The organism is Rhizobium bangladeshense (genome assembly GCF_017357245.1).
Classification (GTDB): Bacteria; Pseudomonadota; Alphaproteobacteria; order Rhizobiales; family Rhizobiaceae; genus Rhizobium; species Rhizobium bangladeshense.
This window is the reverse complement of sequence record NZ_CP071612.1, coordinates 1,916,764-1,942,463: the sequence shown is the minus strand read 5'-3', so window position 1 is coordinate 1,942,463 and position 25,700 is coordinate 1,916,764. Positions and strand designations below refer to the sequence as shown.

The 25,700-nt window shown below is 59.9% G+C and carries 31 protein-coding genes, 1 tRNA gene and 1 pseudogene; 14 read left to right on the top strand and 19 right to left on the bottom strand.

Annotated features, from left to right (window positions below; all coding sequences use genetic code 11):
• Window positions 1-4: 4 nt before the first annotated feature.
• From J2J98_RS09455 to gatB, 5 genes are all read right to left on the bottom strand, one after another.
• A complete protein-coding gene (locus J2J98_RS09455) occupies window positions 5-445 on the bottom strand; it encodes a DUF2155 domain-containing protein (RefSeq protein ID WP_064709090.1) in 441 nt (146 codons plus the stop codon).
• Window positions 446-562: 117 nt separating this feature from the next.
• Window positions 563-961, bottom strand: a complete 399-nt coding sequence (locus tag J2J98_RS09450) for an NADH:ubiquinone oxidoreductase subunit NDUFA12 (protein ID WP_138394082.1) — start codon at window positions 959-961, stop codon at window positions 563-565.
• Window positions 962-1,063: 102 nt separating this feature from the next.
• Window positions 1,064-1,537 (bottom strand): GNAT family N-acetyltransferase, encoded by a 474-nt coding sequence (locus J2J98_RS09445; RefSeq protein WP_064709091.1) that lies wholly within the window; start codon window positions 1,535-1,537, stop codon window positions 1,064-1,066.
• A gap of 4 nt (window positions 1,538-1,541) precedes the next feature.
• On the bottom strand, window positions 1,542-2,045 hold the full coding sequence (locus J2J98_RS09440) for a GNAT family N-acetyltransferase (protein ID WP_138394081.1): 504 nt from the start codon (window positions 2,043-2,045) through the stop codon (window positions 1,542-1,544).
• Between the two features lie 2 nt (window positions 2,046-2,047).
• Window positions 2,048-3,550 carry an Asp-tRNA(Asn)/Glu-tRNA(Gln) amidotransferase subunit GatB gene (gene gatB, locus J2J98_RS09435; protein ID WP_207602935.1) on the bottom strand — a complete coding sequence of 501 codons (1,503 nt, stop codon included), beginning with the start codon at window positions 3,548-3,550 and terminating at the stop codon, window positions 2,048-2,050.
• A 266-nt stretch (window positions 3,551-3,816) separates the two neighbouring features.
• Here gatB and J2J98_RS09430 point away from each other — a divergent pair, with 266 nt between their 5' ends.
• Window positions 3,817-3,981, top strand: a complete 165-nt coding sequence (locus J2J98_RS09430) for a hypothetical protein (RefSeq protein ID WP_207602934.1) — start codon at window positions 3,817-3,819, stop codon at window positions 3,979-3,981.
• Window positions 3,982-3,988: 7 nt separating this feature from the next.
• Window positions 3,989-4,363 (top strand): VOC family protein, encoded by a 375-nt coding sequence (locus J2J98_RS09425; protein ID WP_207602933.1) that lies wholly within the window; start codon window positions 3,989-3,991, stop codon window positions 4,361-4,363.
• Window positions 4,364-4,481: 118 nt separating this feature from the next.
• Here the strand turns inward: J2J98_RS09425 and J2J98_RS09420 are convergent, their stop codons facing one another.
• Window positions 4,482-4,991 (bottom strand): GNAT family N-acetyltransferase, encoded by a 510-nt coding sequence (locus J2J98_RS09420; RefSeq protein ID WP_207602932.1) that lies wholly within the window; start codon window positions 4,989-4,991, stop codon window positions 4,482-4,484.
• 312 nt (window positions 4,992-5,303) lie between these two features.
• Here J2J98_RS09420 and J2J98_RS09415 point away from each other — a divergent pair, with 312 nt between their 5' ends.
• Window positions 5,304-5,561, top strand: a complete 258-nt coding sequence (locus tag J2J98_RS09415; protein WP_064709096.1) for a YjhX family toxin — start codon at window positions 5,304-5,306, stop codon at window positions 5,559-5,561.
• A gap of 52 nt (window positions 5,562-5,613) precedes the next feature.
• Here the strand turns inward: J2J98_RS09415 and J2J98_RS09410 are convergent, their stop codons facing one another.
• From J2J98_RS09410 to J2J98_RS09390, 5 genes are all read right to left on the bottom strand, one after another.
• Entirely contained in the window at window positions 5,614-5,889 is a 276-nt protein-coding gene (locus J2J98_RS09410; protein WP_207602931.1) for a hypothetical protein, read from the bottom strand.
• Between the two features lie 26 nt (window positions 5,890-5,915).
• Entirely contained in the window at window positions 5,916-6,401 is a 486-nt protein-coding gene (locus tag J2J98_RS09405; protein ID WP_138394063.1) for a GNAT family N-acetyltransferase, read from the bottom strand.
• Window positions 6,392-7,873: an Asp-tRNA(Asn)/Glu-tRNA(Gln) amidotransferase subunit GatA gene (gatA, locus tag J2J98_RS09400; RefSeq protein WP_207602930.1), complete on the bottom strand. Its 1,482-nt coding sequence runs from the start codon at window positions 7,871-7,873 to the stop codon at window positions 6,392-6,394. The genes J2J98_RS09405 and gatA overlap by 10 nt, the downstream gene beginning before the upstream one ends.
• A gap of 58 nt (window positions 7,874-7,931) precedes the next feature.
• Complete coding sequence (gatC, locus tag J2J98_RS09395) at window positions 7,932-8,219, bottom strand: Asp-tRNA(Asn)/Glu-tRNA(Gln) amidotransferase subunit GatC (RefSeq protein ID WP_011425142.1); 288 nt, start codon at window positions 8,217-8,219, stop codon at window positions 7,932-7,934.
• Between the two features lie 68 nt (window positions 8,220-8,287).
• Window positions 8,288-8,992, bottom strand: coding sequence for a metal-dependent hydrolase (locus J2J98_RS09390; protein WP_207602929.1), 705 nt, complete (start codon window positions 8,990-8,992; stop codon window positions 8,288-8,290).
• Window positions 8,993-9,105: 113 nt separating this feature from the next.
• Between J2J98_RS09390 and ruvX the strand changes: the two genes are divergently transcribed.
• Entirely contained in the window at window positions 9,106-9,600 is a 495-nt protein-coding gene (ruvX, locus tag J2J98_RS09385; RefSeq protein WP_064695988.1) for a Holliday junction resolvase RuvX, read from the top strand.
• Here the strand turns inward: ruvX and J2J98_RS09380 are convergent.
• The 3 genes from J2J98_RS09380 to J2J98_RS09370 form a co-directional block, all read right to left on the bottom strand.
• Window positions 9,537-9,869: a DUF6105 family protein gene (locus J2J98_RS09380; RefSeq protein WP_064695989.1), complete on the bottom strand. Its 333-nt coding sequence runs from the start codon at window positions 9,867-9,869 to the stop codon at window positions 9,537-9,539. The two genes, ruvX and J2J98_RS09380, sit on opposite strands and share 64 nt — an antisense overlap.
• On the bottom strand, window positions 9,866-10,039 hold the full coding sequence (locus tag J2J98_RS09375) for a hypothetical protein (protein ID WP_167358511.1): 174 nt from the start codon (window positions 10,037-10,039) through the stop codon (window positions 9,866-9,868). The genes J2J98_RS09380 and J2J98_RS09375 overlap by 4 nt, the downstream gene beginning before the upstream one ends.
• A gap of 127 nt (window positions 10,040-10,166) precedes the next feature.
• Window positions 10,167-10,826 carry a TetR/AcrR family transcriptional regulator gene (locus tag J2J98_RS09370; RefSeq protein ID WP_207602928.1) on the bottom strand — a complete coding sequence of 220 codons (660 nt, stop codon included), beginning with the start codon at window positions 10,824-10,826 and terminating at the stop codon, window positions 10,167-10,169.
• Window positions 10,827-11,063: 237 nt separating this feature from the next.
• Here J2J98_RS09370 and map point away from each other — a divergent pair, with 237 nt between their 5' ends.
• The 7 genes and pseudogenes from map to J2J98_RS09335 all read left to right on the top strand — a co-directional run bounded on the left by map (window position 11,064) and on the right by J2J98_RS09335 (window position 18,429).
• A complete protein-coding gene (gene map, locus J2J98_RS09365; RefSeq protein WP_207602927.1) occupies window positions 11,064-11,900 on the top strand; it encodes a type I methionyl aminopeptidase in 837 nt (278 codons plus the stop codon).
• A 7-nt stretch (window positions 11,901-11,907) separates the two neighbouring features.
• Window positions 11,908-12,732, top strand: coding sequence for a RadC family protein (gene radC / locus J2J98_RS09360; RefSeq protein ID WP_207602926.1), 825 nt, complete (start codon window positions 11,908-11,910; stop codon window positions 12,730-12,732).
• A gap of 51 nt (window positions 12,733-12,783) precedes the next feature.
• On the top strand, window positions 12,784-13,971 hold the full coding sequence (locus tag J2J98_RS09355; RefSeq protein WP_207602925.1) for an alpha-hydroxy acid oxidase: 1,188 nt from the start codon (window positions 12,784-12,786) through the stop codon (window positions 13,969-13,971).
• 4 nt (window positions 13,972-13,975) lie between these two features.
• Window positions 13,976-14,107: pseudogene (locus J2J98_RS09350) on the top strand (JAB domain-containing protein); the annotation flags it as partial.
• Window positions 14,108-14,224: 117 nt separating this feature from the next.
• On the top strand, window positions 14,225-15,631 hold the full coding sequence (gene sthA, locus J2J98_RS09345; protein WP_064709107.1) for a Si-specific NAD(P)(+) transhydrogenase: 1,407 nt from the start codon (window positions 14,225-14,227) through the stop codon (window positions 15,629-15,631).
• 56 nt (window positions 15,632-15,687) lie between these two features.
• Window positions 15,688-16,491, top strand: coding sequence for an endonuclease/exonuclease/phosphatase family protein (locus tag J2J98_RS09340; RefSeq protein WP_207602924.1), 804 nt, complete (start codon window positions 15,688-15,690; stop codon window positions 16,489-16,491).
• Window positions 16,492-16,653: 162 nt separating this feature from the next.
• Complete coding sequence (locus tag J2J98_RS09335; RefSeq protein ID WP_207602923.1) at window positions 16,654-18,429, top strand: B12-binding domain-containing radical SAM protein; 1,776 nt, start codon at window positions 16,654-16,656, stop codon at window positions 18,427-18,429.
• A 52-nt stretch (window positions 18,430-18,481) separates the two neighbouring features.
• Here J2J98_RS09335 and J2J98_RS09330 read toward each other — a convergent pair whose 3' ends face one another.
• The 5 genes from J2J98_RS09330 to J2J98_RS09310 all read right to left on the bottom strand — a co-directional run bounded on the left by J2J98_RS09330 (window position 18,482) and on the right by J2J98_RS09310 (window position 22,683).
• Window positions 18,482-18,907: a nuclear transport factor 2 family protein gene (locus tag J2J98_RS09330; RefSeq protein ID WP_064709110.1), complete on the bottom strand. Its 426-nt coding sequence runs from the start codon at window positions 18,905-18,907 to the stop codon at window positions 18,482-18,484.
• Window positions 18,908-19,073: 166 nt separating this feature from the next.
• Complete coding sequence (tig, locus tag J2J98_RS09325; RefSeq protein ID WP_207602922.1) at window positions 19,074-20,561, bottom strand: trigger factor; 1,488 nt, start codon at window positions 20,559-20,561, stop codon at window positions 19,074-19,076.
• Window positions 20,562-20,764: 203 nt separating this feature from the next.
• A tRNA-Leu gene (locus J2J98_RS09320) sits at window positions 20,765-20,849 on the bottom strand.
• Between the two features lie 152 nt (window positions 20,850-21,001).
• Window positions 21,002-21,592: a GDYXXLXY domain-containing protein gene (locus J2J98_RS09315; RefSeq protein ID WP_064709112.1), complete on the bottom strand. Its 591-nt coding sequence runs from the start codon at window positions 21,590-21,592 to the stop codon at window positions 21,002-21,004.
• Window positions 21,589-22,683 carry a DUF2157 domain-containing protein gene (locus J2J98_RS09310; protein WP_207602921.1) on the bottom strand — a complete coding sequence of 365 codons (1,095 nt, stop codon included), beginning with the start codon at window positions 22,681-22,683 and terminating at the stop codon, window positions 21,589-21,591. The genes J2J98_RS09315 and J2J98_RS09310 overlap by 4 nt, the downstream gene beginning before the upstream one ends.
• 886 nt (window positions 22,684-23,569) lie before the next feature.
• On the opposite strand from J2J98_RS09310, the gene J2J98_RS09305 reads away from it, so the two are divergent.
• The 3 genes from J2J98_RS09305 (at window position 23,570) to trmFO (ending at window position 25,697) form a co-directional block, all read left to right on the top strand.
• Window positions 23,570-23,716, top strand: a complete 147-nt coding sequence (locus J2J98_RS09305; protein WP_004678838.1) for a DUF1127 domain-containing protein — start codon at window positions 23,570-23,572, stop codon at window positions 23,714-23,716.
• A gap of 299 nt (window positions 23,717-24,015) precedes the next feature.
• The gene (locus J2J98_RS09300) at window positions 24,016-24,159 is read left to right on the top strand and encodes a DUF1127 domain-containing protein (RefSeq protein WP_004678841.1); all 144 of its coding nucleotides are present in this window, start codon (window positions 24,016-24,018) and stop codon (window positions 24,157-24,159) included.
• Between the two features lie 104 nt (window positions 24,160-24,263).
• A complete protein-coding gene (gene trmFO / locus J2J98_RS09295) occupies window positions 24,264-25,697 on the top strand; it encodes a methylenetetrahydrofolate--tRNA-(uracil(54)-C(5))-methyltransferase (FADH(2)-oxidizing) TrmFO (protein ID WP_207602920.1) in 1,434 nt (477 codons plus the stop codon).
• Window positions 25,698-25,700 lie beyond the last annotated feature (3 nt).

Here is a 25,700-nt window from a genome sequence, read left to right as displayed (position 1 = left end):
TGAATCAGCGGGCTGTCGCCTTGGCGTTATCGGGAGCCGGAACGTCCGAACTTGTCTTGCAGTCCTTCAACCAGACGTCGTAGATCGGATGTTCGACGGCGTTGAGGCCGGGGCTGTCGGCAAACATCCAGCCTGTGAAGATGCGACGGATCTTGCGGTCGAGCGTGATTTCGTCGACTTCGACAAAGCCGTCGATCTTCTGCGCTTCCGCCTGGTCGCGCGAATAGCAAGCCTTCGGCGTCACCTGCAGCGCCCCAAACTGTACCGTCTCATTGACATAAACATCGAACGTCGTGATGCGGCCGGTGATCTTGTCGAGGCCGGAAAAGACGGCAACCGGATTGTCGATGCGTGCGGCATATGCCGCAACCGGTGGAAGCAGAGCCGAGAGCGCCAGCAGCGATCCGGCGCCACGCAGGACCATGTTCCGCGTGAAGAGCTTCATATGTACCCGTCTCCAGACATTTTCAGTTCATGGCCGCGGTCAAGCGCGGTCAACCTGCGGGTAAAGGTCAATTGTGGCCAAAAGCCGAGCTTGCGATCGCCCGGTCAGGCCGCCGTCTCAGTTGCCAGGTGTCCAGGCGTCGTAATCGCCGGTGACGCGCGGCCGCTCCCCCGGAACAGCGAGAGAGCCAGGAGGACGGTAAGCCTGCGGAGAACCGGTGAGGTTCGGACGGTGCGCCTTCTGCCATTCCCTGGCGACGTAATTTTCCTTGGACGGCGGAACATCGGTGCGATGATGCATCCAGCCATGCCAGCCCGGCGGAATGGCGGAGGCTTCGGCATACCCCTTGTAGATCACCCAGCGCTTCGGCAGGCCGTAGGAAGACATGCCGCCTTCATAATAGACGTTGCCGAATTCATCCTCGCCGACGCGCTTGCCAAAACGCCAAGTCGCAAAACGCGTGCCTATCGTCTGACTGTTCCACCAGGTGAAGATTTGAACCACAAGATTCCGCATGTCTTTTCCTTGTGCCCGCCAGTGCGAGCCAAACCAGAATTTAGCCTCTCGCTTATGCCGTCGCCAAGCCGAATTGTCCAGCGATTCCACGAGAGGCAAGGGTCATTTCAAGGCCATCTTGAAGCCGAGATGCGAAGGCTTGAAGCCAAGCCTTTCATAGAAACGATGGGCATCCTTGCGTAGGGCATTCGACGTCAGTTGCACCAGTCGCACGCCGCGGCCTTTTGCCTCTGATATGGCGAACTCGATCATTCCAGTGCCGATGCCCCGCCCGCGCATCTCAGCCCGCGTCTGCACCGCCTCGATGATCATCGTCGAAGAACCGCGGCCTGTCAGCGAGGTCGTGAGCATCGTCTGGAATGTGCCGACGACTTCGCTGCCGCGCTCTGCGACATAAAGCGTCTGGTCGGGCGAAGCCTCGATGACCGCGTAGGCCCTGGCATAATCAGCAAAAGCCGCGGCATCCGTCGTATCGCCGTGACCGCCGAGAGTATCGGCGGCAAACAGCGCCACAAGCGCCGGCAAATCTTCCCTGCGCGCTTCGCGAATGAGAATATCCCGCAATTCAACTGCCACAGCCTCAATGTCCTTCGAGCGGTTTTTCGAAAATAAGCGACGGAATGCCGGATTGTCCGGCCGCGTTGTTCTCGTTGCGGCCGACTTCGATGAACCCATGCGTCTGATAGAAGGCGATCGCCGCCGCATTCTGCGGCTCGACTTCCAGACGCATGATCTCAGCATCCGGAAAGCAGGTTTCGAGCTCGGCGAAGATATCGCGGCCAATGCCTTGGCGCTTCAGCGAGGGGCTGACATAGAGGAGATGCAGCATGACCGTCTTCGTCAGCACCTGCGACATCGCCGCAAAACCTACGCCGCCAATGTTGCGGCCATTATCGGCGACCAGGAATTCGGCATCTCTGCGCCCCAGCCGCGCCTTCAGTGCTGCCGGCGTAAAGAGATGGGCGATCAGATCGTCCACCTTTGTTTTGCCGTGGAGGTCGTCATAGGTGGCGTGAAAGCTCTCCACCAGAAGAGCGCGCACCTTCTCCAGGTCGCGCTCTCCGGCGGTGCGGACGAAATACACGGCTATTCCTCGATGCCGAGTTTCGCCTTGACGAGCGCCTGGACCGCCTGCGGATTGGCCTTGCCGCCAGTCGCCTTCATGACCTGGCCGACGAACCATGCCGCCATGGTCGGCTTCGCCTTAACCTTTTCAACCTGTTCGGGATTGGCGGCGATGATCTCGTCCACGGCTTTTTCGATCGCGCCGGTATCTGTTACCTGCTTCATGCCACGCGATTCGACGATCTCGACGGGATCGCCGCCTTCGGTCAACACTATCTCGAAAAGGTCCTTGGCGATCTTGCCGGAGATGGTACCAGCCTTGATAAGGTCGATTATGGAGCCGAGTTGGGCCGGCGATACCGGCGACTGTTCGATGTCCTTGCCGGTGCGGTTGAGCGCGCCGAGCAAGTCATTGATCACCCAGTTTGCCGCCGTCTTGCCGTCGCGGCCGGCGGCCACGGCCTCGAAATAATCGGCGATGGCCTTTTCTGAAACCAGCACGGAGGCGTCGTAGACCGACAGGCCGAGTTCACGCACGAAGCGCTCCTTCTTGTCGTCGGGCAACTCCGGCAGATCGGCTTCGAGCGCCTTGATGAAGGCATCGTCGAATTCGAGCGGCAGCAGATCCGGATCGGGGAAGTAACGATAGTCATGCGCATCCTCTTTCGAGCGCATGGAGCGCGTTTCGCCCTTGTTCGGATCAAACAGGCGCGTCTCCTGCTCGATCACGCCCCCATCCTCCAGAATGCCGATCTGGCGACGAGCTTCATATTCGATCGCCTGGCCGATGAAGCGGATGGAGTTGACGTTCTTGATTTCGCAACGCGTGCCGAAGGGCTCGCCCGGACGACGCACGGAGACGTTGACGTCGGCGCGCATGGAGCCTTCATCCATGTTACCGTCGCAAGTGCCAAGGTAGCGGACGATCGAACGCAGCTTCGTCATATAGGCCTTGGCTTCGTCGGATGAGCGCATGTCGGGCTTGGAGACGATCTCCATCAGCGCCACGCCGGACCGGTTGAGGTCAACATACGACATGGTCGCGTGCTGGTCGTGCATCGACTTGCCGGCATCCTGTTCCAGGTGCAGGCGCTCGATCCCAATCTCGATATCCTCGAACTGGCCCTGACGGTCCGGCCCGAGCGAAATGACAATTTTACCTTCGCCGACGATCGGATCCTTGTACTGCGAAATCTGATAGCCCTGCGGCAGGTCGGGATAGAAATAGTTCTTGCGGTCGAACACCGAGCGCTTGTTGATCTGAGCCTTCAGGCCGAGACCGGTGCGCACGGCCTGCTTGACGCACTCCTCGTTGATGACGGGCAGCATGCCGGGCATGGCGGCGTCGACCAGCGATACGTTCGAATTCTGCGGCTTGCCAAATTCCGTCGAGGCGCCGGAGAAGAGCTTCGAATTCGACAGCACCTGGGCATGGACTTCCATGCCGACGATGACTTCCCAGTCACCGGTGGCGCCGGGGATGAAGCGTTTCGGATCGGGCGTACGGACGTCGACAATGGTCATCTGATGCTCTTTGCAGGCTGTTCTTTTCCACTGGTGAGGTAAAGGAAACGGCGCGCGGGTGCAAGGCTTTCGCGGAGTTGTGTAGCGGTTGCCGCCGAGAGCTCCGGTCCGAGCCGGCGTGCCGCTCGGCGCCAAAGGCGGCCATACATTTTGCATAAGCCGAGCGATCGAGATGAGTTTCGATCGGCCCGATTGCCGATAGCATAATGGTCTCTATTTCAGCCAAGGATGCCGCTAGGACTTACCCTGGCCACAAGGAGACACTCTTGAAGGATTATCTGCCCTATCTGCTGGGAGCGCTTATTGCGTTCGCCATTTCCAGCCTGCTGACGCTGCAGGAAACACCGCAGCTCATGCTTTTCGCTTTGCTGCCGGCCGTCGGTGGCGCGTTGGCGGAGCGCCTCTCCCGACATAGAGCTGACAGATTTTAGAAGCACCATGGGAAAGCTGAAAGAAATCGTCATCGATTGCGATGTTCCCTCACGCGTAGCTCGCTTCTGGGCGGCAGCGCTCGACGGCTACAAAGTGCTGCCTTATGACGATGCGGAGTTGGCCCGGCTTGCCGCGATGGGGCTTACACCTGAAACGGACCCGACCGTAATGGTCGAAGGTCCCGGCACGCGCCTTTGTTTCCATCTCCGCCAAGGAGAGCGGCCCGCCCGCAACCGTGTTCACCTCGATATGGCCGCTGCGGATCGGGAGAAAGAGGTGGAACGGCTCTTATCCCTCGGTGCGACCTTTGTACGCGAGACGGATACCTACAGCGTTTTGAATGATCCCGAAGGCAACAATTTTTGCGTGACGTCCGATTAGTCCGCTTTGAGGCGAAGACCGCGCCGGCGCATTTGCCATACGATCGTCACCTGGGCAATGACGGGATGCTCACCTTCCGCCGCAAGCGATGCTTCGCTTGCCCGCAGGTTTTGAAAAGTCAGAACTCCTGCCCATATCCGCCTTGGCCGTCCGAAACGAGCTGTTTCGTCAGCCCGACAGACGGCACGTCGCGGTCAAGCTTTGGATTATAAGCGACTGAAAGCCAGTGGATGCCATAGCCATGCTCCCGGAAGAAACCGATTGCCTCGCTATTGCCGGAATGCGTCTGCATAGCCGCCTTGTCGAAGCCCTGCCCGGCAATGTCCTTTTCGATGCGCTCGAGGAGAGCCGAGCCAAGTCCCTGACGGGTGAAGGCGGGATCGATCCAGAAATCCGAGATGGTCTCATCAAGAGCCTCGCGCGCCGCCCAGCCCGCAACCTGACCATTCTGCTCGATGACCGTAATGGTCAGCCAGTCATTCTCCACGAAGTTGCGAAAGGCATTGCGCGCCGCGTCGATCATCGCATCCGATTCGCCGATCGATGCCATCGCCTTTTGCCAGGCCCTCAGCCCGATCTCGCTCAAGAGCTCCGCTTCCCCGTCGCGGGCATTGCGAATGTGGATCAACGACACCTCCGCGTTACCCCTCTATCTAGACCACTGACTCGCGGAATTTACCAGTAGCTGCAAAGGGATGATCAACGGAAACCAAGGGTTTTCGACTGGTTTTCATCGACACGGATGCTCTTGACCGCATTTTCCAGGCTGAATAATAGATCTTATCGAGGTGTTTTATGTTGAGCCTGCCTGAGACCCGGTAAAGGCCCTGCCCGCAAGATTTCTTGCGCGCACGGGCCCGAAAAAACGAAGCCCTGACGTTCGGATGAGCGCCAGATCGTTTTTGTGCGCGCCTGCGGGCGCGATACCGGATCTCACAACATGGATATTTCCCGCACGGAGCAGCGCATCCTGCATCTCATGGCCCAAGGCGGCCGCATCGAAATTAGCCGCGACGACAACAGAAAGATCGAGGACGTCAGTTGCTTCACCCGCGATGGCTGGCTCTATCCCGGCGTAGACCTCGAGCTCTTCCGCAGGCTGAAGCGCCTCAAGGCGATCAAGTCTTCGGGCGGCCAGCCCTACCGGATCACAGAACGCGGGCTGAGACTGGTCAGGTCGCAGTTGGATAATAGATAATCAGGCAAGAAACCCTGACCGCGTCTTAAGCCGGCGCGGTCAGGACGCAGCTTCACGCTTTTGCAGATAGTTCCGCCCGCATCGCCGACCATTCGTCGGCCATCGTGCCCGTGCCGCGCGTTTTGCCGGCGCGGCGATACCAGTAGTCGGCATTCCAGTCGTCGCCCTCGATGCGGTGGCAGAGGGCGTGGCCCCAGTCGAACGGCTGTTCGCCTTCGTGGCGCTGACAAATATCGTGAACCGCCTGCCAATCCGCCCCCATGGAAAAACCGCCGGCGGCAAGGCGATCGATTGCCTCGATCAGGCGCATAAGATCATTGGCTGCCATGAAGCTCTCCCTGTTTCGGCTATCGCTCAGCCTAGCTGCTTCTCCATATGCACCTTTTCGAGCGGCACACCCATGCTCCTGGAGAATTCGATGCCGTGCCAGATGATGGTAAAACCGCAGCGTTTGTAAAGCCGGATCGTCCCGGCATGCGTGTCAATCCGGGCAGTCGTCAGTCCTTCGGCCGTCATCAACTCGCACAGATGCAACAGCAGTGCCCCGCCCACACCCTTGCCCTGATGATCGGGATGCACCCAGAGATCCGAGACATAATTGGGTTCGCCTTCACGAGCGCCCCAGTCGACGATCTCCGCGTCAAACTCGGCAGCGAAGATCTCACCTTTTGTCTCTAGCGGAAAAACGGTGAACTCGTGCCTGACTTTGGCAATCACACGAGGATCGCGATAGCAATCCTCGAAAGCCTCGCCTGCGGCCCAAGAGGCGAAGCCGACGGCGCCGACCTTTTCATGGTCGGCGGGCGTAATCTTTCGGATCGTGAGGCCCGTTACCACCACTTCGCCGGCGTAAACTTGCCGGCAGCCTGTTCGATGACGTAGGCGGTCTTGAAGAGGGTTTCCTCGTCGAACGCCTTGCCGATCAGTTGCAGGCCGAGCGGCAGGCCCTTGTGGTCGAGGCCGGCGGGCACGGCGATGCCTGGCAGGCCCGCCATGTTGACCGTCACCGTGAAGATGTCGTTCAGGTACATCTTCACTGGATCGGCGGCGAGGTTTTCATCGGCGACGCCAAAGGCCGACGACGGCGTTGCCGGCGTCAGGATAGCGTCGACGCCGGCGTCGAAAGCCAGTTCGAAATCACGTTTGATCAACGTCCGGACCTTCTGGGCGCGGATGTAATAGGCGTCGTAATAACCGGCCGACAGAACATAGGTGCCGATCATGATGCGGCGCTTGACTTCTTGGCCGAACCCGGCTGCGCGCGTCTTTTCATACATGTCGACGATATCCTTGCCGTCGACGCGCAGGCCGTAGCGCACGCCGTCGTATCGCGCGAGGTTCGAGGAAGCCTCGGCCGGCGCGACGATGTAATAGGCCGGAAGCGCATATTTGGTGTGCGGCAGGGAGATATCGACGATTTCGGCGCCGGCGTCCTTCAGCCAGGCAATGCCCTGGCGCCACAGCGTCTCGATCTCTTCGGGCATGCCGTCGACGCGGTATTCATTCGGAATGCCGATCTTCATTCCCCTCAGCGACTGGCCAAGGACGGCCTCATAATCCGGCACCGGCAGATCGACCGATGTCGTGTCCTTCGCATCAACGCTCGCCATCGATTTCAGAAGGATAGCGGCGTCGCGCACATCACGAGCGATCGGGCCTGCCTGGTCGAGCGAGGAGGCGAAGGCGACGGTGCCCCAGCGCGAGCAGCGGCCATAAGTCGGCTTGATGCCGACGGTGCCGGTGAAGGCGGCCGGCTGTCGTATCGAGCCGCCGGTATCGGTCGCGGTGGCGCCGGCGCAAAGATGCGCGGCAACAGCTGCCGCCGAGCCGCCGGAGGAGCCGCCCGGGACGAGCTGCTGGTTCGAGCCCCCTGCCCGCCAGGGATTGATCACCGGTCCGTAATGGGACGTCTCGTTGGAGGAGCCCATCGCGAACTCGTCCATATTAAGCTTGCCGAGCATGACGGCGCCGTCGTCCCAGAGGTTTTGCGTGACTGTCGATTCATAACGCGGCTCGAAACCGTCGAGGATATGGCTGCAGGCCTGGGTGTGAACGCCGACTGTGGCAAAGAGATCCTTGATCCCCAGCGGAATGCCTTCGAGGGCGCCGGCCGTTCCGGCGGCAATCCGCTCGTCCGATTTCCTGGCCATGACGCGGGCGAGATCCGGCGTGACCTTAACATAGGCATTCAGCCTGTCATTGGCCGCGTCGATCGCCGAGATATAGGCTTCGGTCAGTTCGATCGCGGTGATTTCCTTGGCGCGCAGCTTCTGGCGGGCTTCGGCAATGGTCAGGCTGGTGAGTTCGCTCATCGTGTTTTCGCTTCAGATCTGTGAATGGCAACAGGGTCGGAAAGAGGCTTTCAAAGCCTTATTCGACGACTTTCGGCACCAGGAAGAAATTATGGTCGGTGACCGGCGCATTGGCGACGATATCGGCTGCCTTGTTGCCGTCGGTCACCTCGTCGGCCCGCTTCTTCATCGCCATCGGGGTCACCGATGTCATCGCCTCGACGCCATCGACATTGACTTCGGAGAGCTGCTCGACGAAGCCGAGAATGCCGTTCAGCTCGCCGACCATGCGATTTGCCTCATCCTCGGAGACGGCAATACGGGCAAGTTTGGCGACGCGCTTCACGGTGGCAAGATCGACGGACATGGCATTCTCCGGATAGGATTTTTCCTATCGCTATAAAGGCCATGTCCGCCAGGTGCAACGGGGTTTCGTCAGATCGACAGGCTCTCGGCAGGCTTCATCGCCCTCGCCTGCGTCTTCGATCCCTCCATGCCGGCAACGAACTTATCGGCCGTCTGGTCGATGATCGGGAAGGTGCCGTAGTGGCAGGGGATTGCGATCTTGAAGCTGAAATAGCGCTGACAGGCGAGTGCTGCCACCGCGCCCCCCATCGTGAAGCGGTCGCCGACCGGCACGAAGCCGATGTCGGGCTGGTGCAACTCGTTAATCAGCGCCATGTCAGAGAAAATGTCAGTGTCGCCCATGGCGAAGATCGAAGCTTCGTCGTCGAAATGCAACATCAGGCCGTTGGCGTTGCCGAGCGCATGCGAGACCCCGTCCTCGGTGATTTGAGCGGAGGAATGCAGTGCATTGGTGAAGGTCGCGGAGAAGCCGCCGAGCGTGATCGTCCCGCCCGTATTGCCCATCTCGACCCTGTCGACGCCCTTGGAGCCGAGCCAGGCGGCGAGATCGGCATTGGCCAGAACGACGGCGCCGGTTTCCTGGGCAAGGGCCACCGTATCGCCGACATGGTCGCCATGGCCGTGGGTCAGCAGGATATGGGTGATGCCTGCGGAAACATCCTTGATATCCTGGCCGGAAAAGGAGGCGTTATGGCTCAGGAAGGGGTCGAGCAGCATCTTCGCCTTTGATGTCTCGATGCGGAAGGCGGAATGGCCGAGCCAGGTGATCTTCATCAAATCTCTCCTTACGTGATGCAAAATCTTATTTCGATGGTAAGGACATATCTCATGCGCCTGCAAAGAAAAGCGGCGGCGGCTTCAATTTCTTTTGACGGGATGAAACGGCAATGACGGTGCTGACGATCGAGGAAATGGCCGGAACGCTTGCCCCTGGACAGGCAATCGCCGGCCTCGATCTCGGCACCAAGACGATCGGGATTTCGATGTCCGATCTCGGCCGGCGTTTCGCCACGCCACGCCCGGTGATCCGCCGCGTCAAGTTCACGGTCGATGCGCAGGCGCTGCTGGATTTCGCAGCTCAGGAAAAGGTCGCGGCCTTCATCATCGGCCTGCCGATGAATATGGACGGATCGGCTGGACCGCGCGTGCAGGCGACGCGCGCCTTCGTGCGCAACATGGAGCAGAAGACGGCGCTGCCCTTCGTCTATTGGGACGAACGGCTTTCGACGGTTGCAGCGGAACGGGCGCTCATCGAAATGGACGTCTCACGCGCCAAGCGGGCCGAACGCATCGATTCGGCCGCGGCCAGCTTCATTCTTCAGGGGGCTCTCGACAGGCTTTCCTTGCTCGCAAGGTCTGCCGGAGACGAATTCAGCGCCTGACGCGCCTTCCACCAGGCAGCGATCGACTTGCGCTTTCTAAAGCCCAGGATGGCGAAGACGACGAGACTGTCCACCGCGATGGCGCGAGCAACGAGCGGCGGAATAGTTTCCGGCGGAATGCCGAGGGCTTCGCCATAAATCTCGAAAGTCAGGTCATGGACCTGCCGTGTCAGCATGAAGATGCCGAAATTCATGTCGTAATAGGAGAGCCAGTACCATCCGCCCAGAAAGACGATGGGGCCGGCCCAGAAGATCAGAAACCACTTCATGCGGCCTCTCCTCCATGCTTGCGCGCGATGGGCAGATCGAGGGAAACCAACCTCGTCGACAATGCCATGATGCAAAGAACCAGCGTCGGAATTGCAATATCCAGCGCCAGGACGGCGAAGAACATCATTGCCGTCACCAGAATTGCGGCTTTGGCGATCTTGCTTCCCATGGGCGTCAACTCGCAGGTTCTCACTCGTACATCTCTGCTCCCCGCCACACTGTCGGCTTAACCAGCCCCACGCAACGTAAACCATTTGTTAAGGTTAACACCGCGGCCTTGCTGTGGAAAAAGGGGGTCAGCCGTAGACGCCGCGCACGAGACGCTTCAGTGCCGTCGCCGCCTTCTCCCAATCCTTTGATGTCTTCAGCGACATGCCGGCGCACTGGCCGCCGGCGGCGCCGGCAAGCACGAGGTGCTGGATCGCAGCGATGACGACGGCATTGACGGCTGCCGCATCCACCCCCTTCGGCGGCGCCAGCGAGCCGCGCATGCGATCCAGCCAGAGGGCAAGAGCCTTCGAACGGGCTTCGGACAACCGCCTCACCTGCTCGGTGTTTTCCGAGACCTCCCAGGCGACGATCCTGCGCATCAGCGGATCACTTCTCAAGGCGTCAAGCAGGAGGAGCGCCAGCCGCTCCATCAGATCGCCATAGGTGAGCATGAACATGCCGCCGGCATCTTCCGGGATGCGGTCCTTGACCCAGGTGCCGAGATCTGCGCCGATCGCCTCTACCAGCCCGTCAAGGCCGCCATAGTAGCGGTAGATCAGCTGCTTATCGCAACCGGCGCGGCGGGCGACCGCATTGATGCCGAAATTCTGAAAGCCCTCCTCCGCCAGCAGGCCCTTGGCGGCGGCAAGGATCGCGCGCTCGGTGGCACCGCGATCGCGTACGCGCCGTTCCGGCTCAGCGCCGGCCCCAGGCGAAATCTCAAGATTTTCAGCTTCAATCAGCATGATCGACCCTTCCCCGCTGTCACCAATCGGTGAGTAGCGGGGAGGTCTTATCCGATCAATCCTATCCTCTTGGGAAGATTGTGGATATTTCATCCGGCGCTAAGAATTCGCCAGCGGAAGGGCGCGGATGGCGGAGCGAATCCTTCCAGAAATCTCGCGCCGACGGTTGATCGCGATGGACGAACCCGGCATAGCTGCATTATGAACAAATCTAACAATCTCCGCTAAGGCCCTGCAATGGTGAATTATATCGAAGCCTCCTCCGCGCCGCCGAAGAATACGGGCGCCATCCGGCTTTACGATGCGCAGGCCTTCGAGGGCATGCGCAAGGCGTGCCAGCTGACCGCGCGCTGCCTTGATGCGCTTGCCGAGATCGTCAAGCCCGGCGTGCTCACCGATGAGATCGATCGGTTCGTGTTCGATTTCGGCATGGATCACGGCGCGCATCCGGCAACGCTGAACTATCGCGGCTACACCAAATCCACCTGCACCTCGATCAATCACGTCGTCTGCCACGGCATTCCGAACGACAAGCCGCTGCGCGAAGGCGATATCGTCAATATCGACGTTACCTTCGTGCTCGACGGCTGGCATGGCGATTCGAGCCGGATGTATCCCGTCGGCACGATCAAGCGCGCCGCCGAGCGGCTGCTTGAGGTCACCTATGAATCACTGATGCGCGGTATCGCCGCCGTCAAGCCCGGCGCCCGCACCGGCGCGATCGGCGAGGCGATCCAGACCTATGCGGAGGCCGAGCGCTGTTCGGTGGTGCGCGATTTCTGCGGCCACGGTGTCGGCCGACTGTTCCACGATTCGCCGAACATCCTGCATTATGGCCGCGCCAATGAAGGGCCGGAGCTGCGCGAAGGCATGATCTTCACCATCGAGCCGATGATCAATCTCGGCCGGCCGCATGTGAAGGTGCTGGCCGATGGCTGGACGGCCGTGACCCGCGACCGCTCGCTTTCGGCGCAATATGAACACACGGTCGGCGTCACCGCCGAGGGCTGCGAAATCTTCACGCTGTCACCGGGCGGTCTCGACCGGCCCGGATTGCCGCCGCTTGCCCGGTGACGATCCGATGGCGAAGCGGCCTGTTGCGACATCTTCCGACGACGAGCTGCCTTTCGAGACTGAAGAGCCTGTTGCCGACGAACGCTCATTCTTCGGCGTCCGGCCGCAAAATCCAGCCGCGCCGAACGCCCGGACCGCCCTACCCGCCTCGCTCTCAGGGCCGGAACACTATCACGGCCATCGTGAGCGGCTGCGTGACCGCTTCCGCGAGCTGGGCGACACGGCGCTTGCCGATTACGAAATCCTCGAACTCCTGCTTTTCCGGCTGATCCCGCGACGCGACACCAAGCCGATCGCCAAGGCGCTCATCGAACGATTCGGCTCTCTTGCCGGCGTCTTTGGCGCGCCCGCTGGTCTCCTGACAGAGGTGAAGGGCGTCGGTGGGAATGTCGCCCTCGACCTGAAACTGATCGCCACCGTCGCTCACCGGACTTTGAAGAGCGAGATCAGAAGCAAGCAGGTTCTCTCCTCCTGGTCCTCGGTCATCCAGTATTGCCACGCCGCCATGGCGCACGAGACACGAGAACAGTTCCGCATCCTCTTCCTCGACAAGCGCAACGTGCTGATCGCTGACGAGGTGCAGGGCCGCGGAACGGTCGACCATACGCCGGTCTATCCGCGTGAAGTGGTCAAACGCGCACTTGAGCTTTCGGCAACGGCGATCATCCTCGTCCACAATCACCCCTCCGGCGATCCGACGCCCTCGCGCGCCGACATCGAGATGACGAAGGTGATCGTCGAGGCCGCCAAGGCACTCGACATCACCGTCCACGACCACATCATCATTGGCAAGGATGGCCATGTCAGCCTGAAGGGGCTGAAGTTAATGTAATCCCGCTACGCTGAATAATACCCGCCCGAAATACCGAGAAGATAAAGTTTCATGACGATCTCCCGCGGTAACACTGATCGATCGACGCGGCTCTGCCGCGATGCGCTCTGCCTCGATGACTTCGAAATGAGCGCGCGGCGACATCTGCCGAAGCCTCTGTTCGGTTATATCGCCGGCGCGACCGAGACCAATGCGTCGCTGCGGCATAACGCAGAGGCCTTCCAGGCCTATGCCTTTCGGCCTCGTGTACTTCTGGACGTCTCGAGACGCAGCACCGAGACGAGCCTCTTCGGCAAGACTTATGCCGCACCGTTCGGCATCGCGCCGATGGGGATCAGCGCGCTGATGGCCTATCGGGGGGACATCGTGCTCGCGCAAGGAGCGGACCGATCGGGAATCCCGATGATTATAAGCGGTTCGTCACTCATCCCCCTGGAAGAGATAGCCGCGGTTTCGCCACAAGCGTGGTTTCAGGCCTATCTCCCCGGCGAACCCGACCGTATCGACGCTCTTATCGATCGGGTCGCTGCGGCCGGCATCGGTACACTTTTGCTGACCGTGGATACGGCCACGCTACCCAATCGCGAAAATAATGTAAGGGCGGGGTTTTCGACGCCTTTGCGTCCCGGGCTCCGCCTGGCATGGCAGGGCATCTCGCATCCCCGATGGACAACCGGTACATTCCTGCGCACGATCGTCCGGCACGGCATTCCGCATTTTGAAAATTCCTACGCCACAAGAGGCGCGCCGATCATCTCCTCGAACGTCACGCGCGATTTCGGCAAGCGTGACCACCTCAACTGGAGCCACCTGGAGCGGATACGCAAGCGGTGGTCCGGCAAGCTCGTGGTCAAGGGGATCATGCATCCTGAAGACGCGGCACGGGCTGCAAATACCGGGGCGGATGGAGTGATCGTCTCCAATCATGGCGGCCGCCAGCTCGACGGCACCGCATCTCCCCTTCAGGTTCTTCCGGAGATTGCGGCACGTGTCGGAGACAACATTGCCGTCATGATCGACGGCGGCATCAGGCGTGGAACGGATATCATGAAGGCCCTCGCGCTTGGCGCCTGTTTCGTGTTCGTGGGCAGGCCGTTCCTTTATGCTGCAGCCGTCGCGGGACTACCGGGCGTGGTCAGAGCGGCGGATATCCTGAAGAAGGAACTGCATGGCAATATGGCGTTACTCGGGGTCACCAGGGTGACCGATATTTCCACTGACTACATCACTCACGCATGAACAACCGTCGCGCGCTGACATCGATATGACGAAAGTAATCATCGACGCGGCGAAGGCACTTGATATCACCGTTCACGACCACATCATCATCGGCAGGGACGGCCATATCAGTCTGAAAGGCCTGAAGCTGATCTGAAAAGCACAGCTCCGGCTGAATCTGTAGCTGTAAAACAATCTGTAACATTGACCGGCTACCGATAGTGGAGCGACATTTTTGTCGCAAATGATTCCATTTCCAATCCGAGGCTAGAGGATGTTTCAGTACGATCTCGTTGTGGTGGGTAGCGGTCCCGCGGGGCGCCGCGGCGCGATCCAGGCAGCGAAACTCGGCAAGAAAGTGCTTGTCATCGAACAGGGCAAGCGCGTCGGCGGCGTGTCCGTTCATACCGGCACCATCCCTTCGAAGACACTGCGCGAGACGGCGCTCAATTTGTCGGGCTGGCGCGAGCGCGGCTTCTATGGCCGATCCTATCGCGTCAAGCAGGAGATCAGTGCGGAAGATCTGCGCCGCCGCCTGTTGATTACGCTCAACCATGAGGTGGAAGTGCTCGAGCATCAGTTCGCCCGCAACCGTGTCCACCATATGCGCGGCAAAGCGAGTTTCATCGATTCCACCACCTTGCAGGTCATCAAGGATGATGGCGAAGCAATGACCGTCAGCGGCGCCAGTATTCTGCTTGCCGTGGGCACGAAGCCATTTCGGCCAGACTATATGCCGTTTGATGGCAAGACCGTGCTCGACAGCGACGAGTTGCTTGATATCGAAGAACTCCCGCGCACCATGGTCGTCATCGGCGCCGGCGTTATCGGCATCGAATATGCGACGATCTTCTCGGCGCTCGATACTGCCGTGACGGTAATCGATCCGAAGTCGACCATGCTCGACTTTATTGATAAGGAAATCGTCGAGGATTTCACCTATCAACTGCGCGACCGCAATATGAAACTGCTGCTCGGCACGAAGGCTGAGAAGGTCGAGCGGCTGGATAGCGGCAAGGTTCAGCTGACGCTCGACAACGGCCGTCATCTCGTGACCGACATGGTGCTCTTCGCCGCCGGACGCATGGGGGCGACCGACGCGCTGAACCTTCCGGCCATTGGCCTGGAGGCCGACAGCCGTGGCCGCCTCAAGGTCAATCCGGAGACCTTCCAGACATCGGTTGCCAACGTCTACGCCGCCGGCGACGTGGTCGGCTTTCCAAGCCTTGCCTCGACCTCAATGGAACAGGGCCGCATCGCTGCGCGCGTGGCGATCGGCGCGGTCGCGAAGGAGCCGCAGAAATATTTCCCCTACGGCATCTATGCGGTGCCGGAGATTTCGACCTGCGGCCTCACCGAAGAGGAAATGAAGGAGCGCGGCATTCCCTATGAATGCGGTATTGCCCGCTTCCGCGAAACTTCGCGCGGCCACATCATGGGCCTCGACACAGGGCTTCTGAAGCTGATTTTCTCGCTGAAGACGCGCCGACTGCTCGGCGTGCATATCGTCGGCGAAGGCGCCACGGAGTTGGTGCATATCGGCCAGGCGGTGCTCAATCTGAAGGGCACGGTCGAATATTTCGTCGAAAACACCTTCAACTATCCGACGCTCGCCGAAGCCTATAAGATCGCCGGGCTCGACGCTTGGAACCGGATGGGCGACATCAAGTCGGAACTCTGAAAGCGCCGCCGGCAGCGCCACCATCTAATTCCGCCAGCCAAGACGGAGCCGAGAGCTTGCGCATCATTTCGCTGAATGCATGGGGCGGCAGGCTGCACGAGGCCCTGATCGCCTATGTCAGGCAGGCCGATCCCGATGTGCTGTGCCTGCAGGAGATGCTGAGGGCGCCGAATGCGGATCGCGGATGGTCGCTCTACCGGGATGCGGGGCTGGAGCTGCCGCAGCGCGTCGATCTGTTCCGGGAGATCGGCGACGCCCTGCCCGGCCACGACGCCTTCTTCTGCCCGACATCGAGAGGTGAGCTTTTCGATGGCGACGCCGCCATTGTCGCGGAATTCGGGTTGGCGACCTTCGTCCGCAAATCGCATTCCATTATCGCCCAGGCGCTGGACTTCGTGCATGGCAGTTTTTCCGCCGATGGCTGGGGTGAACATCCCAGGCCGCGAAACGCGCATTGCATCCGTCTCTTCAGCCATGAACACGCTCGCGCTGTGACGATCGCCCATATGCATGGGCTGCGCGATCCCGCCGGCAAGGGCGATACGGCGGAGCGCGAAAAGCAGGCTTTGGCGCTGGTCGGCCTCATCGGGCGGATCTGGCCAGGTGACGAAGGGCTCGTTGTCTGCGGCGACTTCAACCTGCTGCCCGACAGCGCGACCTTCAAGGTCCTTGCCAGGTTAGGTCTTTCCGATCTCGTCACCGGAAACGGCCTCGTCGACACGCGAACTTCCTACTATCCAAAGCAAGGCCGCTTCGCTGACTACATGCTGGTTACACCGGAGGTGAAGGTTGCCCAATTTGAGGTGGTCAAGGCGCCCGAGGTGTCGGACCACCGCGCATTGCTGCTCGATCTCGAGTAGTGTATCGACGGAAGACATGCTGCGCGAAACTTTAGCGCGCAGTTTCGAATTTTTACGCCTTAGTTTGAACTCTGATAAATCGCATTGATACGCCGTGCCTGATTTGTGCCATCAACGCCGTTTTGCCTCCGGGCAGATGTTTCTAAAGAAAGATAGACACTCTTGTCCCATGCTTCGGAAGCCGCGCGCAGACGTTTTCAGCTCATCCTGATCAAGCCGTCGCATTATGACGATGACGGCTACGTCATCCGCTGGTGGCGGGCAATGATCCCGTCCAATTCGCTTGCGGCTCTCTACGGTATCGCTGCCGAATGCGCCGAGCGTAAAGTGCTCGGGCCAGATGTCGCGATCGACATCACGGTACTCGACGAGACCAATACGCGGATCGATTTCGCTCGGCTGCTCGCCCAGTTCAGACGCCACGGCAATTTCGGCATGGTCGCGCTGGTTGGCGTCCAGTCCAATCAATATCCGCGCGCACTCGATATCGCCCGCCCGTTCCGCAATGCCGGCCTGCTTGTTTCGATGGGCGGCTTCCATGTGTCCGGTTGCCTTTCGATGCTCGACGGCACGGCGGTCGGGCTCGATGCCTGCCGCGACATGGGCATCTCGATGTTCGCCGGCGAGGCCGAAGGGCGGCTGGAGATGGTGCTGCGCGACGCCGCCGCCGGCGAGTTGAAGCCGCTCTATAATTTCATGAACGACCTTCCCGGCATCGGAGGTACGCCGGTTCCCTTCCTGCCGAAGGACAATATCCAGCGTACGCTCGGGCTCAGCACGAGTTTCGATGCCGGACGCGGCTGTCCCTATCAGTGCTCGTTCTGCACCATCATCAATGTGCAGGGACGCAAGTCGCGCTTCCGCTCTGCCGACGACGTCGAGAAGCTGGTGCGGATGAACTGGGCGCAGGGCATCCATAAATTCTTCATCACCGACGACAATTTCGCCCGCAACAAGGATTGGGAAGCGATCTTTGACCGCTTGATAGAGCTCAAGGAGCGGGATGGCATTCCGCTCGGCCTGATGATTCAGGTCGACACGCTCTGCCACAAAATTCCCAATTTCATCGAGAAATCCAAGCGCGCGGGCGTCACCCGCGTCTTCATCGGTCTTGAAAACGTCAATCCGGACAATCTGACCGCCGCCAAGAAGAACCAGAACAAAATCACCGAATACCGCAAGATGCTGCTCGCCTGGAAGGCGCAGGGCATCATGACGCTTGCCGGCTATATTCTGGGCTTCCCCGCCGACACGCCGGAATCGATCCGGCGCGACATTGCCATCATCCAGGAAGAGCTCCCGCTCGACGTCATCGAATTCTTCATCCTGACGCCGCTGCCCGGTTCGGAGGACCATCAGGTCCTGTGGAAGAAGGGCGTCGAGATGGACGGCGATCTCAACATCTACGATGTCGAGCATGTCTGCACCGCCCACCCCAAAATGAGCAAGCAGGAATGGGAAGACATCTACCATGAGGCTTGGTCGCTCTATTATTCGCCTGCCCATATGAAGACGCTGCTGCGCCGCGCCGTGGCGACCGGTGTGCCGCTGGCAAGGCTTGTGAAAGTTCTCGTCTCCTTCGCAACGACCGTGCCGCTGGAAAACGTGCATCCGCTGCAAAGCGGCCTCATGCGCTTAAAGACGCCGTCGGAGCGACGTCCGGAGCTTCCGCGCGAACACCCGCTGGTCTTCTGGCCGCGCTTTGCCAGGGAAACCATCCTCAAACATGCTTCGCTCGCCGGCACGATCATCGGCCTGATGATCTCCGCCTTCCTGATCTCAAGAGATGCGAAGTCGAAGAGCTATATGGATCAGGCGCTGACACCCGTCGCGGATGATGAGGAAGAAACGCTCAGCCTGTTCACCAAAACATCAGGCGGAACCGCAGCCGTGAGTCATGTCAGGAAAGTCGCGCAATTGACACGGACCGCGAATTGAGCGGTGGCCATTTTCGCTAAAGTGCCTCACATGGGATGTTTTTCGCCGCCGTTTAAGCGACTTGGATCATCTGACTCGTCTCGGCCATTTGCAACGTGTCGAGGAATTCGACGATCTTGACCGGCTTGCCATCCCTAAAATGGAACTTGTCGACGAATTCCGTACGGAATGTCACGCCCGATGGGATATGCCTGACCTCGCCATCGCGGTGGGCAAAGACCACCTGCGCGTCCTCGTCCACATAAATGCCGGCTGTCCTGACGTTGGATAGATCCCACGCAGTGATGAGCTGCGATATTGCTTGGCGAAAGGCATGAGGTCCGCCCGATTCAGTCGAAAAAGGCGCCAGCCGTGTATTGCCGACAATGCGAAAGGTGCAATCCTCGCCGAGCAGCGCCAGCGTACCCTCAATATCGCCGCGATCACGCACAGTGTAGATTTCCTCCACCAGCTTCTTCAGGTCGTGCTTTGCAGTCATTTTCAAGCCCCCTCGCCACTCGGTAGATCTGCCCCATTGTACCTAATCACAACTATCTGTTGTTGATAATGCGACGGCGACGTTGGAAATGTGCTGTCCTGATAAATCCAAAAAGAAAAGGCCCCGCGCGATGGCGGGGCCTTCAAATTCTAGAACGGGAAGGCGATTACTCGGCGCTGTCCTCAGAAGCCTTCTTCTTCGGAGCAGCCTTCTTTTTTGGAGCGGCGGCTTCCTCGCCCTCGCCAGCCTCTGCAGCCTCGGCCTTGGCCGCCGCCTTCTTCTTCGGAGCGGCCTTCTTGGCCTCAGGCTTGGCTTCGCCTTCTTCCTCAGCGAGCAGTTCTTCCTTCGTCACCTTCTTGTCGGTGACGTCGATTTCGGTCAGCAGATGGTCGATGACCTTCTCTTCGAAGATCGGTGCGCGGATCGAGGCGGCTGCACCCGGTTGGCTGCGGAAGAATTCGAGTATCTGCTTTTCCTGGCCGGGATACTGGCGCAGCTGATCGTAGATCGCGCGCTGCATCTCGTCTTCTGTGACTTCGACGCCAGCCTTTTCGCCGATTTCGGAGAGAACGAGGCCGAGGCGGACCCGACGCTCGGCGAGCGTCTTGTATTCCTCACGCGCCTTCTCTTCGGTCGTGTCTTCGTCCTCGAAGGTCTTGCCAGATTGAGCGAGGTCGTTGTTCACCTGGCTCCAGATGCCGTTAAATTCGGCATCGACGAGCGAAGCCGGGGTCTCGAACTTGTACATCTCGTCCAGCTGGTCGAGGATCTGGCGCTTCAGCTTCTGGCGGGTCAGCGAGCCGTACTGCGATTCGATCTGGCCGCGGACGATTTCCTTCAGGCGATCAGCGGATTCGATGCCGAGCTTGGAGGCGAGTTCGTCGTTGATCTCGACCGCGCCGGGCGCTGCAACATCCTTGACCGTGATGTCGAAGGTTGCTTCCTTGCCGGCGAGGTTCTTCGCCGGATAGTCGGCCGGAAAGGTCACGGTGATGGTCTTCTCTTCGCCGGCCTTGACGCCGACGAGCTGATCTTCGAAGCCCGGGATGAAGCGGTTGGAGCCGATTACCAGCTCGGCGCCCTGATCGGTGCCGCCTTCGAAAGCTTCGCCGTCGACCTTGCCGACATAATCCATGGTGACGCGGTCGCCGTTGGCGGCCTTGCCGGTCTTGCTCTCGTAGGAGCGGGCGCTTTCGGCGACCTTCAGGACCTGCTCGTTGACTTCGTCATCCGAGATATCGATGACTTCGCGCGTGACCTTGATGCCCTTGACGGACTGCAGTTCGATCGGCGGCAGCACTTCGTAGGAGAGCGTGAATTCGAAATCCTGCTGGGCGGCGAGAATCTTGTCGGCCTCGTCCTTGTCCTCAGTCATGGCGATTTCCGGCTGCGTGGCGGATTTTTCGCCGCGGCTGGACAGGATGGCGGCGGGCTGTTCGCGGACGATCTCGTTGACGAGGTCGGCCATGATCGACTTGCCGTAGACCTTCCTCAGGTGAGCAGCGGGAACCTTGCCCGGACGGAAGCCGTTGATGCGGACCTTGTCCTTCACGTCGGCAAGACGCTCATTCATCTTGTCTTCCATGTCCTTGGCCGGGATAACGACCTTGATTTCGCGCTTCAGCCCTTCAGCGAGCGTTTCGATAACCTGCATGTCTTCCTACCTTCATGTCCTGGCGGCCGTGCCCAGACGCCGTTCGTTTCGATGAGCACGACGCCGGCAGCGTGCCGTGCGTGGCTTTTCCCAATTCCTGTATCATTCCGCCAAAATGGGGAACGGCACTCGCTTCCGAGTATTCGGAACAACCTTCGGTCATTGGGGACAACTAAGTTCTTAGTCTCCCCCTGCAAACAGCCTGGTGCGGGTAGAGAGACTTGAACTCCCACGCCTTGCGGCACCAGAACCTAAATCTGGCGTGTCTACCAATTTCACCATACCCGCGTTCACAAACCGCATGCCTATGCCTGCGCATGAGGCCTTCCGGAGCGCGGCGTCTCTATATCACCCGATTTGGTCGAGGCAAAGGAAAAATGAACGGCAAATGACAGGGTCTTCAAAGCCCAGAAGCCGCCCTCCCCCGAAGGCTTGAGAGATCAATAAAGCGGTTCGTCGTAAACCGGCTTGCCGTCGACGAGCAGGCTGCGTATCTGCGCGCTTCCGTCTGGCGAGACCCGCACCGCTATGGCGACGTTGCCATCATTGCGTGCCTCCTCAATCGGTTTGCCCTGACCTTCCGGAACGTAATAGCGCTCGATGCCGTATTCGACGCGGATGCTGCCGCCGGCCGCGAGCCCGCCACTATAGAAAGGCTGGCTGCGCAGGATCACCGTCTCCGGCTGCGGCGGCAGCGCCTGGAAAGACGATTCGCTCACCGTCCAGAAACCGTCCACCTGCCTCTTCAATCGGACCCACAGGGTGTGTTCGCCGGGTTCAGCGGGAATGCCGCCGGAGACCGTCTGCACCGGCACGGCGGAAATGTCGTAATTCAACACGACATAATCACCGCGCAGGAAATCCCGCGGGTCAACCGGGGCGGTCTTCAGCAGGACCTCAGCGCCGCTGCTGAGGATCGATGCACGGCTCTGGATCATCGTGCCGAGGATCACCGACTGCAAGCCGGCGACGATGATCGCCGAAATCAGATATCCTTTGCCGGATTGCAGCCTAGCCATCAACGAACTCATGCGCGCGCCTCCCGCGAAAAGCGCCGCTCGAGACGAATGACGAGCCAGGCGACGAGCGCCACCACGAGACCGGAGAACAAGAAGAGACTCGACGTGCCGAGGATCGAGCCGACGGTGACGGAGGCGAGATAGAGCATCTCCACGGCAAAGGTCGTATAGGCGAGATAACGCACCGCGCCGTTATCCCTGCCATGTAGAGCGATCGCCAGCACGGCAGCGGCGAGCGTCGCCACGCCGAGCACCACCAGCCGCCAGCCTTGCTCAATCTCGATATGCAGCAGCAGCAAGCCGATTACGGCGACGACGAAGCTGTAGAAAGCCGGCGCTGCGCCGGCACTTCTCATCAGCGAAGCGATACGAGGGTGCGGCAAAGCCGTTAGCGCGAAGGCCGCCATACCGCCGATTGCGAAGGCGAGCGCCACGGCGATCTCCTCATAAAGCGTGTAGAGCCAGGCGAGCCAGCCGACCAGCAGCAAGTAGGCGAGATGACGGGCCCGCTCGGCACCGGTATAACGCACCAGCGCGATTGTCATCACCGCCATGATCGGCGCCATCCAGGGATCAAACCCGATCCAATGCGTCTCGTGGTTCTCGAGATAGACGGCGAACGACGCCCAGGAGAGAAAGCCTGCGACGACGACAACGGCGCCCGAACGGAACAGGATCGCCGAGATCGTGGCAATCGCGAACCAGAGATACATCACGGTCTGCTCGTCGCCCGAGAGATGATACATTTGCCCGACCAGCGAGATGGCGCCACCGAAGCTCATTGCCCCGATGACCAGCAACCCGCTTGCGGCCGCTGTCGCACCGCGGGCAAGCATCATGGCGGCGGCAATGTGTACAATCCAAATCAGGGTGAGGATAGCGCCGACGCGGACGAGGCGCGGAATGGCCTCCCAGTTGGACGCGACGACCAGCAAGACGGCCGCGGCAAGCAGCACCGCCGCCAGCGCCATCAGCACCCGGCCGAGGCTGAAGCTTGCCGGGCGGCTATCATATTCGGCGAGAAGCGCGCCGGCGGTTTCCTCTCCAATCAGCCCCTTTCCCACCCAGAGCGAGAGATCCCGCTCCAATCTGCCGCGATACATGCCTCACTCCTCATTTCCGTGACGCTCGTTCCGGCGCTTCGGCTTCCGTCGTTATAGCCGCAGCAGGCGGCTTCGCAAACGCCATCCCGGCGATAGACTGCAAATTCCTCATTGGTCTAATTTGGGTCAGACGTTAACCGACCGCTAACGTCGGAAGCGCTAATATGAGCATACAAAGGGAGACGCATGCTCATTTCGCATACCTCTCATGTATTTATTGCACTGCAAAAAAATGATTAGTCATATTATTTACCGATCTATCGAAGCACGGGGATGGCGCCCCGGCCCGGTTTTCCGGACGCCCACGGATGCTTTTGTTCGTGACGAGATTCGCGGCTGCGCACTCCTCCTCCCAAGCGCGCTGCGATAGACTGGCAACACTCCTCCTCCCAGTTGCCAGTCAGTATAATGCGCCCGCCGGATCCTCCCCCGGCGGGCGTTTTATTGACGAATGGACGGCCTGGGATTCAACAACTTATCGTTATCGGCGCCGCAGTGCTGCTCGCAAAGCGAGGCCACCTGACGTGACGGCCGCCGCATGAAGCCGTGGCACCGTATCGCGATCACTCGCTTCGGCGGCGTGAGATAAATGAGTTGCTTGGCGCTTCGGCGCTAAACCCCATCGACTCGATCCGCCGGAGAGGCAGCTTTGCCTACCGCAACGAGAGTGAGCACGAGAAAACGTAGAATCTTCCACCAATTTCTTTTGCCTATTCGTTGATCAAAATGCGGTAATATTGTGTAAAGCATTGCACAGCTTGCATGGGTGACTTGAAAACTTGGCTGTTTTCGTTCTTCGCGCCGCAACATATATTCCAGCCATCAAATAGAGGTCAGCGCCGATCGGTGGCTGCTGGCAGATCAAACCCTCGGAAAGGGGCTTAACATGAACATCACTCGCTCTTTTAACAACTGGCGCAAGTATCGTCAGACCGTTACGGAACTCGGTCGCATGACCAACCGCGAATTGCATGACCTCGGCATCGACCGTTCGGACATCCATCGCGTTGCCCGTGAGGCTTCCTCCCGCTAATTCAAGGCGGTCGCTGCTTTCTCCCAAGCAGATCGTCAATGATTTAAACGCCCGCTGCACCACAGCGGGCGTTTTCTTTTGCAAGCAATCCACTGCCGCTCCGGTTGCTGTTTTCTCAGCTCTATCGCTCGCTTAAAAAGTATTCACCGCTCAATTTGCGAGCATCGTAGTGCACAATTGCATGGCAGACGCCTCTTATTTGCACTGCACAATCGGACCGACATCGCCTATATAGACATCAACCGCAGAGAGACAGGCGATCCCGCCGTCCCGCGGACATTTGTTCGAGGAAGATGACAATGAATCCGATCCGCATTGCAAAAAGCTGGCTCAGCTACCGCCGCACGCTCAACGAGCTCGGCAGCCTGTCGAACCAGACCCTGTCCGATATCGGCGTTAGCCGCTACGACATCCGCAACATCGCATCCCGCTCGTTCCGCTAATTGCGGACCTGGTGACGGCACGATGCTTCAAGACGGCGCCATCAGGGCGCCGTTTTTGATTCCGGGGTGTTGGATCGCACCCGCCGACATGATATCAGCCCGGAATGAACACGATCTCCTCCTATTCCCCTATCCACGTTGTCGGCGGCGGGCTTGCCGGTTCGGAAGCCGCCTGGCAGATCGCCAGTGCGGGCGTTCCCGTCATTCTGCATGAAATGCGCGGCGTGCGCGGCACGGATGCGCACAAGACCGACGGTCTGGCCGAGCTCGTCTGCTCCAATTCCTTCCGTTCCGACGATGCGACCAGCAATGCCGTCGGCGTCATCCACGCGGAAATGCGCATGGCGGGCTCGCTGATCATGGCCGCTGCCGACCGCCACCAGGTACCGGCCGGCGGTGCGCTCGCCGTCGATCGCGACGGCTTCTCGGATGCCGTGACCCGCGCCATCCACGACCACCCTCTTATCACAGTCATGCGTGAAGAGATCACCGGCCTGCCGCCAAGCGACTGGGATCTCGCCATCGTCGCCACCGGGCCCCTGACGGCGCCGTCGCTCGCCAGCGCCATCCAGGCGGCAACGGGCGAGGATTCGCTCGCTTTCTTCGATGCCATCGCGCCGATCGTCTACCGCGACAGCATCGACATGAACATTTGCTGGTACCAGTCGCGCTATGACAAGGTCGGCCCCGGCGGCACGGGCAAGGATTACATCAACTGCCCGATGGACGAAGCGCAGTACAATGCTTTCGTCGATGCGCTGATATCGGGGGACACGGTCGGTTTCAAGGAATGGGAAGGCACGCCTTATTTCGACGGCTGCCTGCCGATCGAGGTCATGGCTGAACGCGGTCGCGAGACACTGCGCCACGGGCCGATGAAGCCGATGGGACTGACGAACGCGCATAACCCAACCGTAAAGGCCTATGCGGTCGTGCAGTTGCGGCAGGACAACGCGCTCGGAACGCTCTACAACATGGTCGGTTTCCAGACGAAATTGAAATACGGCGCGCAGGCGGAAATCTTCCGGATGATTCCGGGGCTGGAAAATGCGGAATTCGCGCGCCTCGGCGGCCTGCATCGCAACACCTATATCAATTCTCCCACATTGCTGGACCCGTCGCTGACGCTGAAATCGCGGCCAGGCTTGCGCTTTGCCGGCCAGATCACCGGCTGCGAGGGTTATGTGGAAAGTGCCAGCGTCGGGTTGATGGCGGGGCGTTTCGCAGCCGCCGAACGTAAGGGCGAGGCGATCTCGTTGCCGCCGGCTACGACAGCCCTCGGTTCGCTGCTCGGCCATATCACTGGCGGGCACATCGTCACCGACGAGGAACCGGGCAAGCGCTCGTTTCAGCCGATGAACATCAATTTCGGGCTATTTCCAGAGCTTGAGCCCGGCTCAATCGTCAAACCCGAGGGCGTCAAGCGCTTCCGCGGCAAGGATAAAACGATCATGAAGCGGCAGTTGATCGCACGTCGTGCGCTTGCAGACTGCGCCGCCTGGCTCGGTCAGACGCCGACGTTTGCCGAAAGCGCCTGAGCT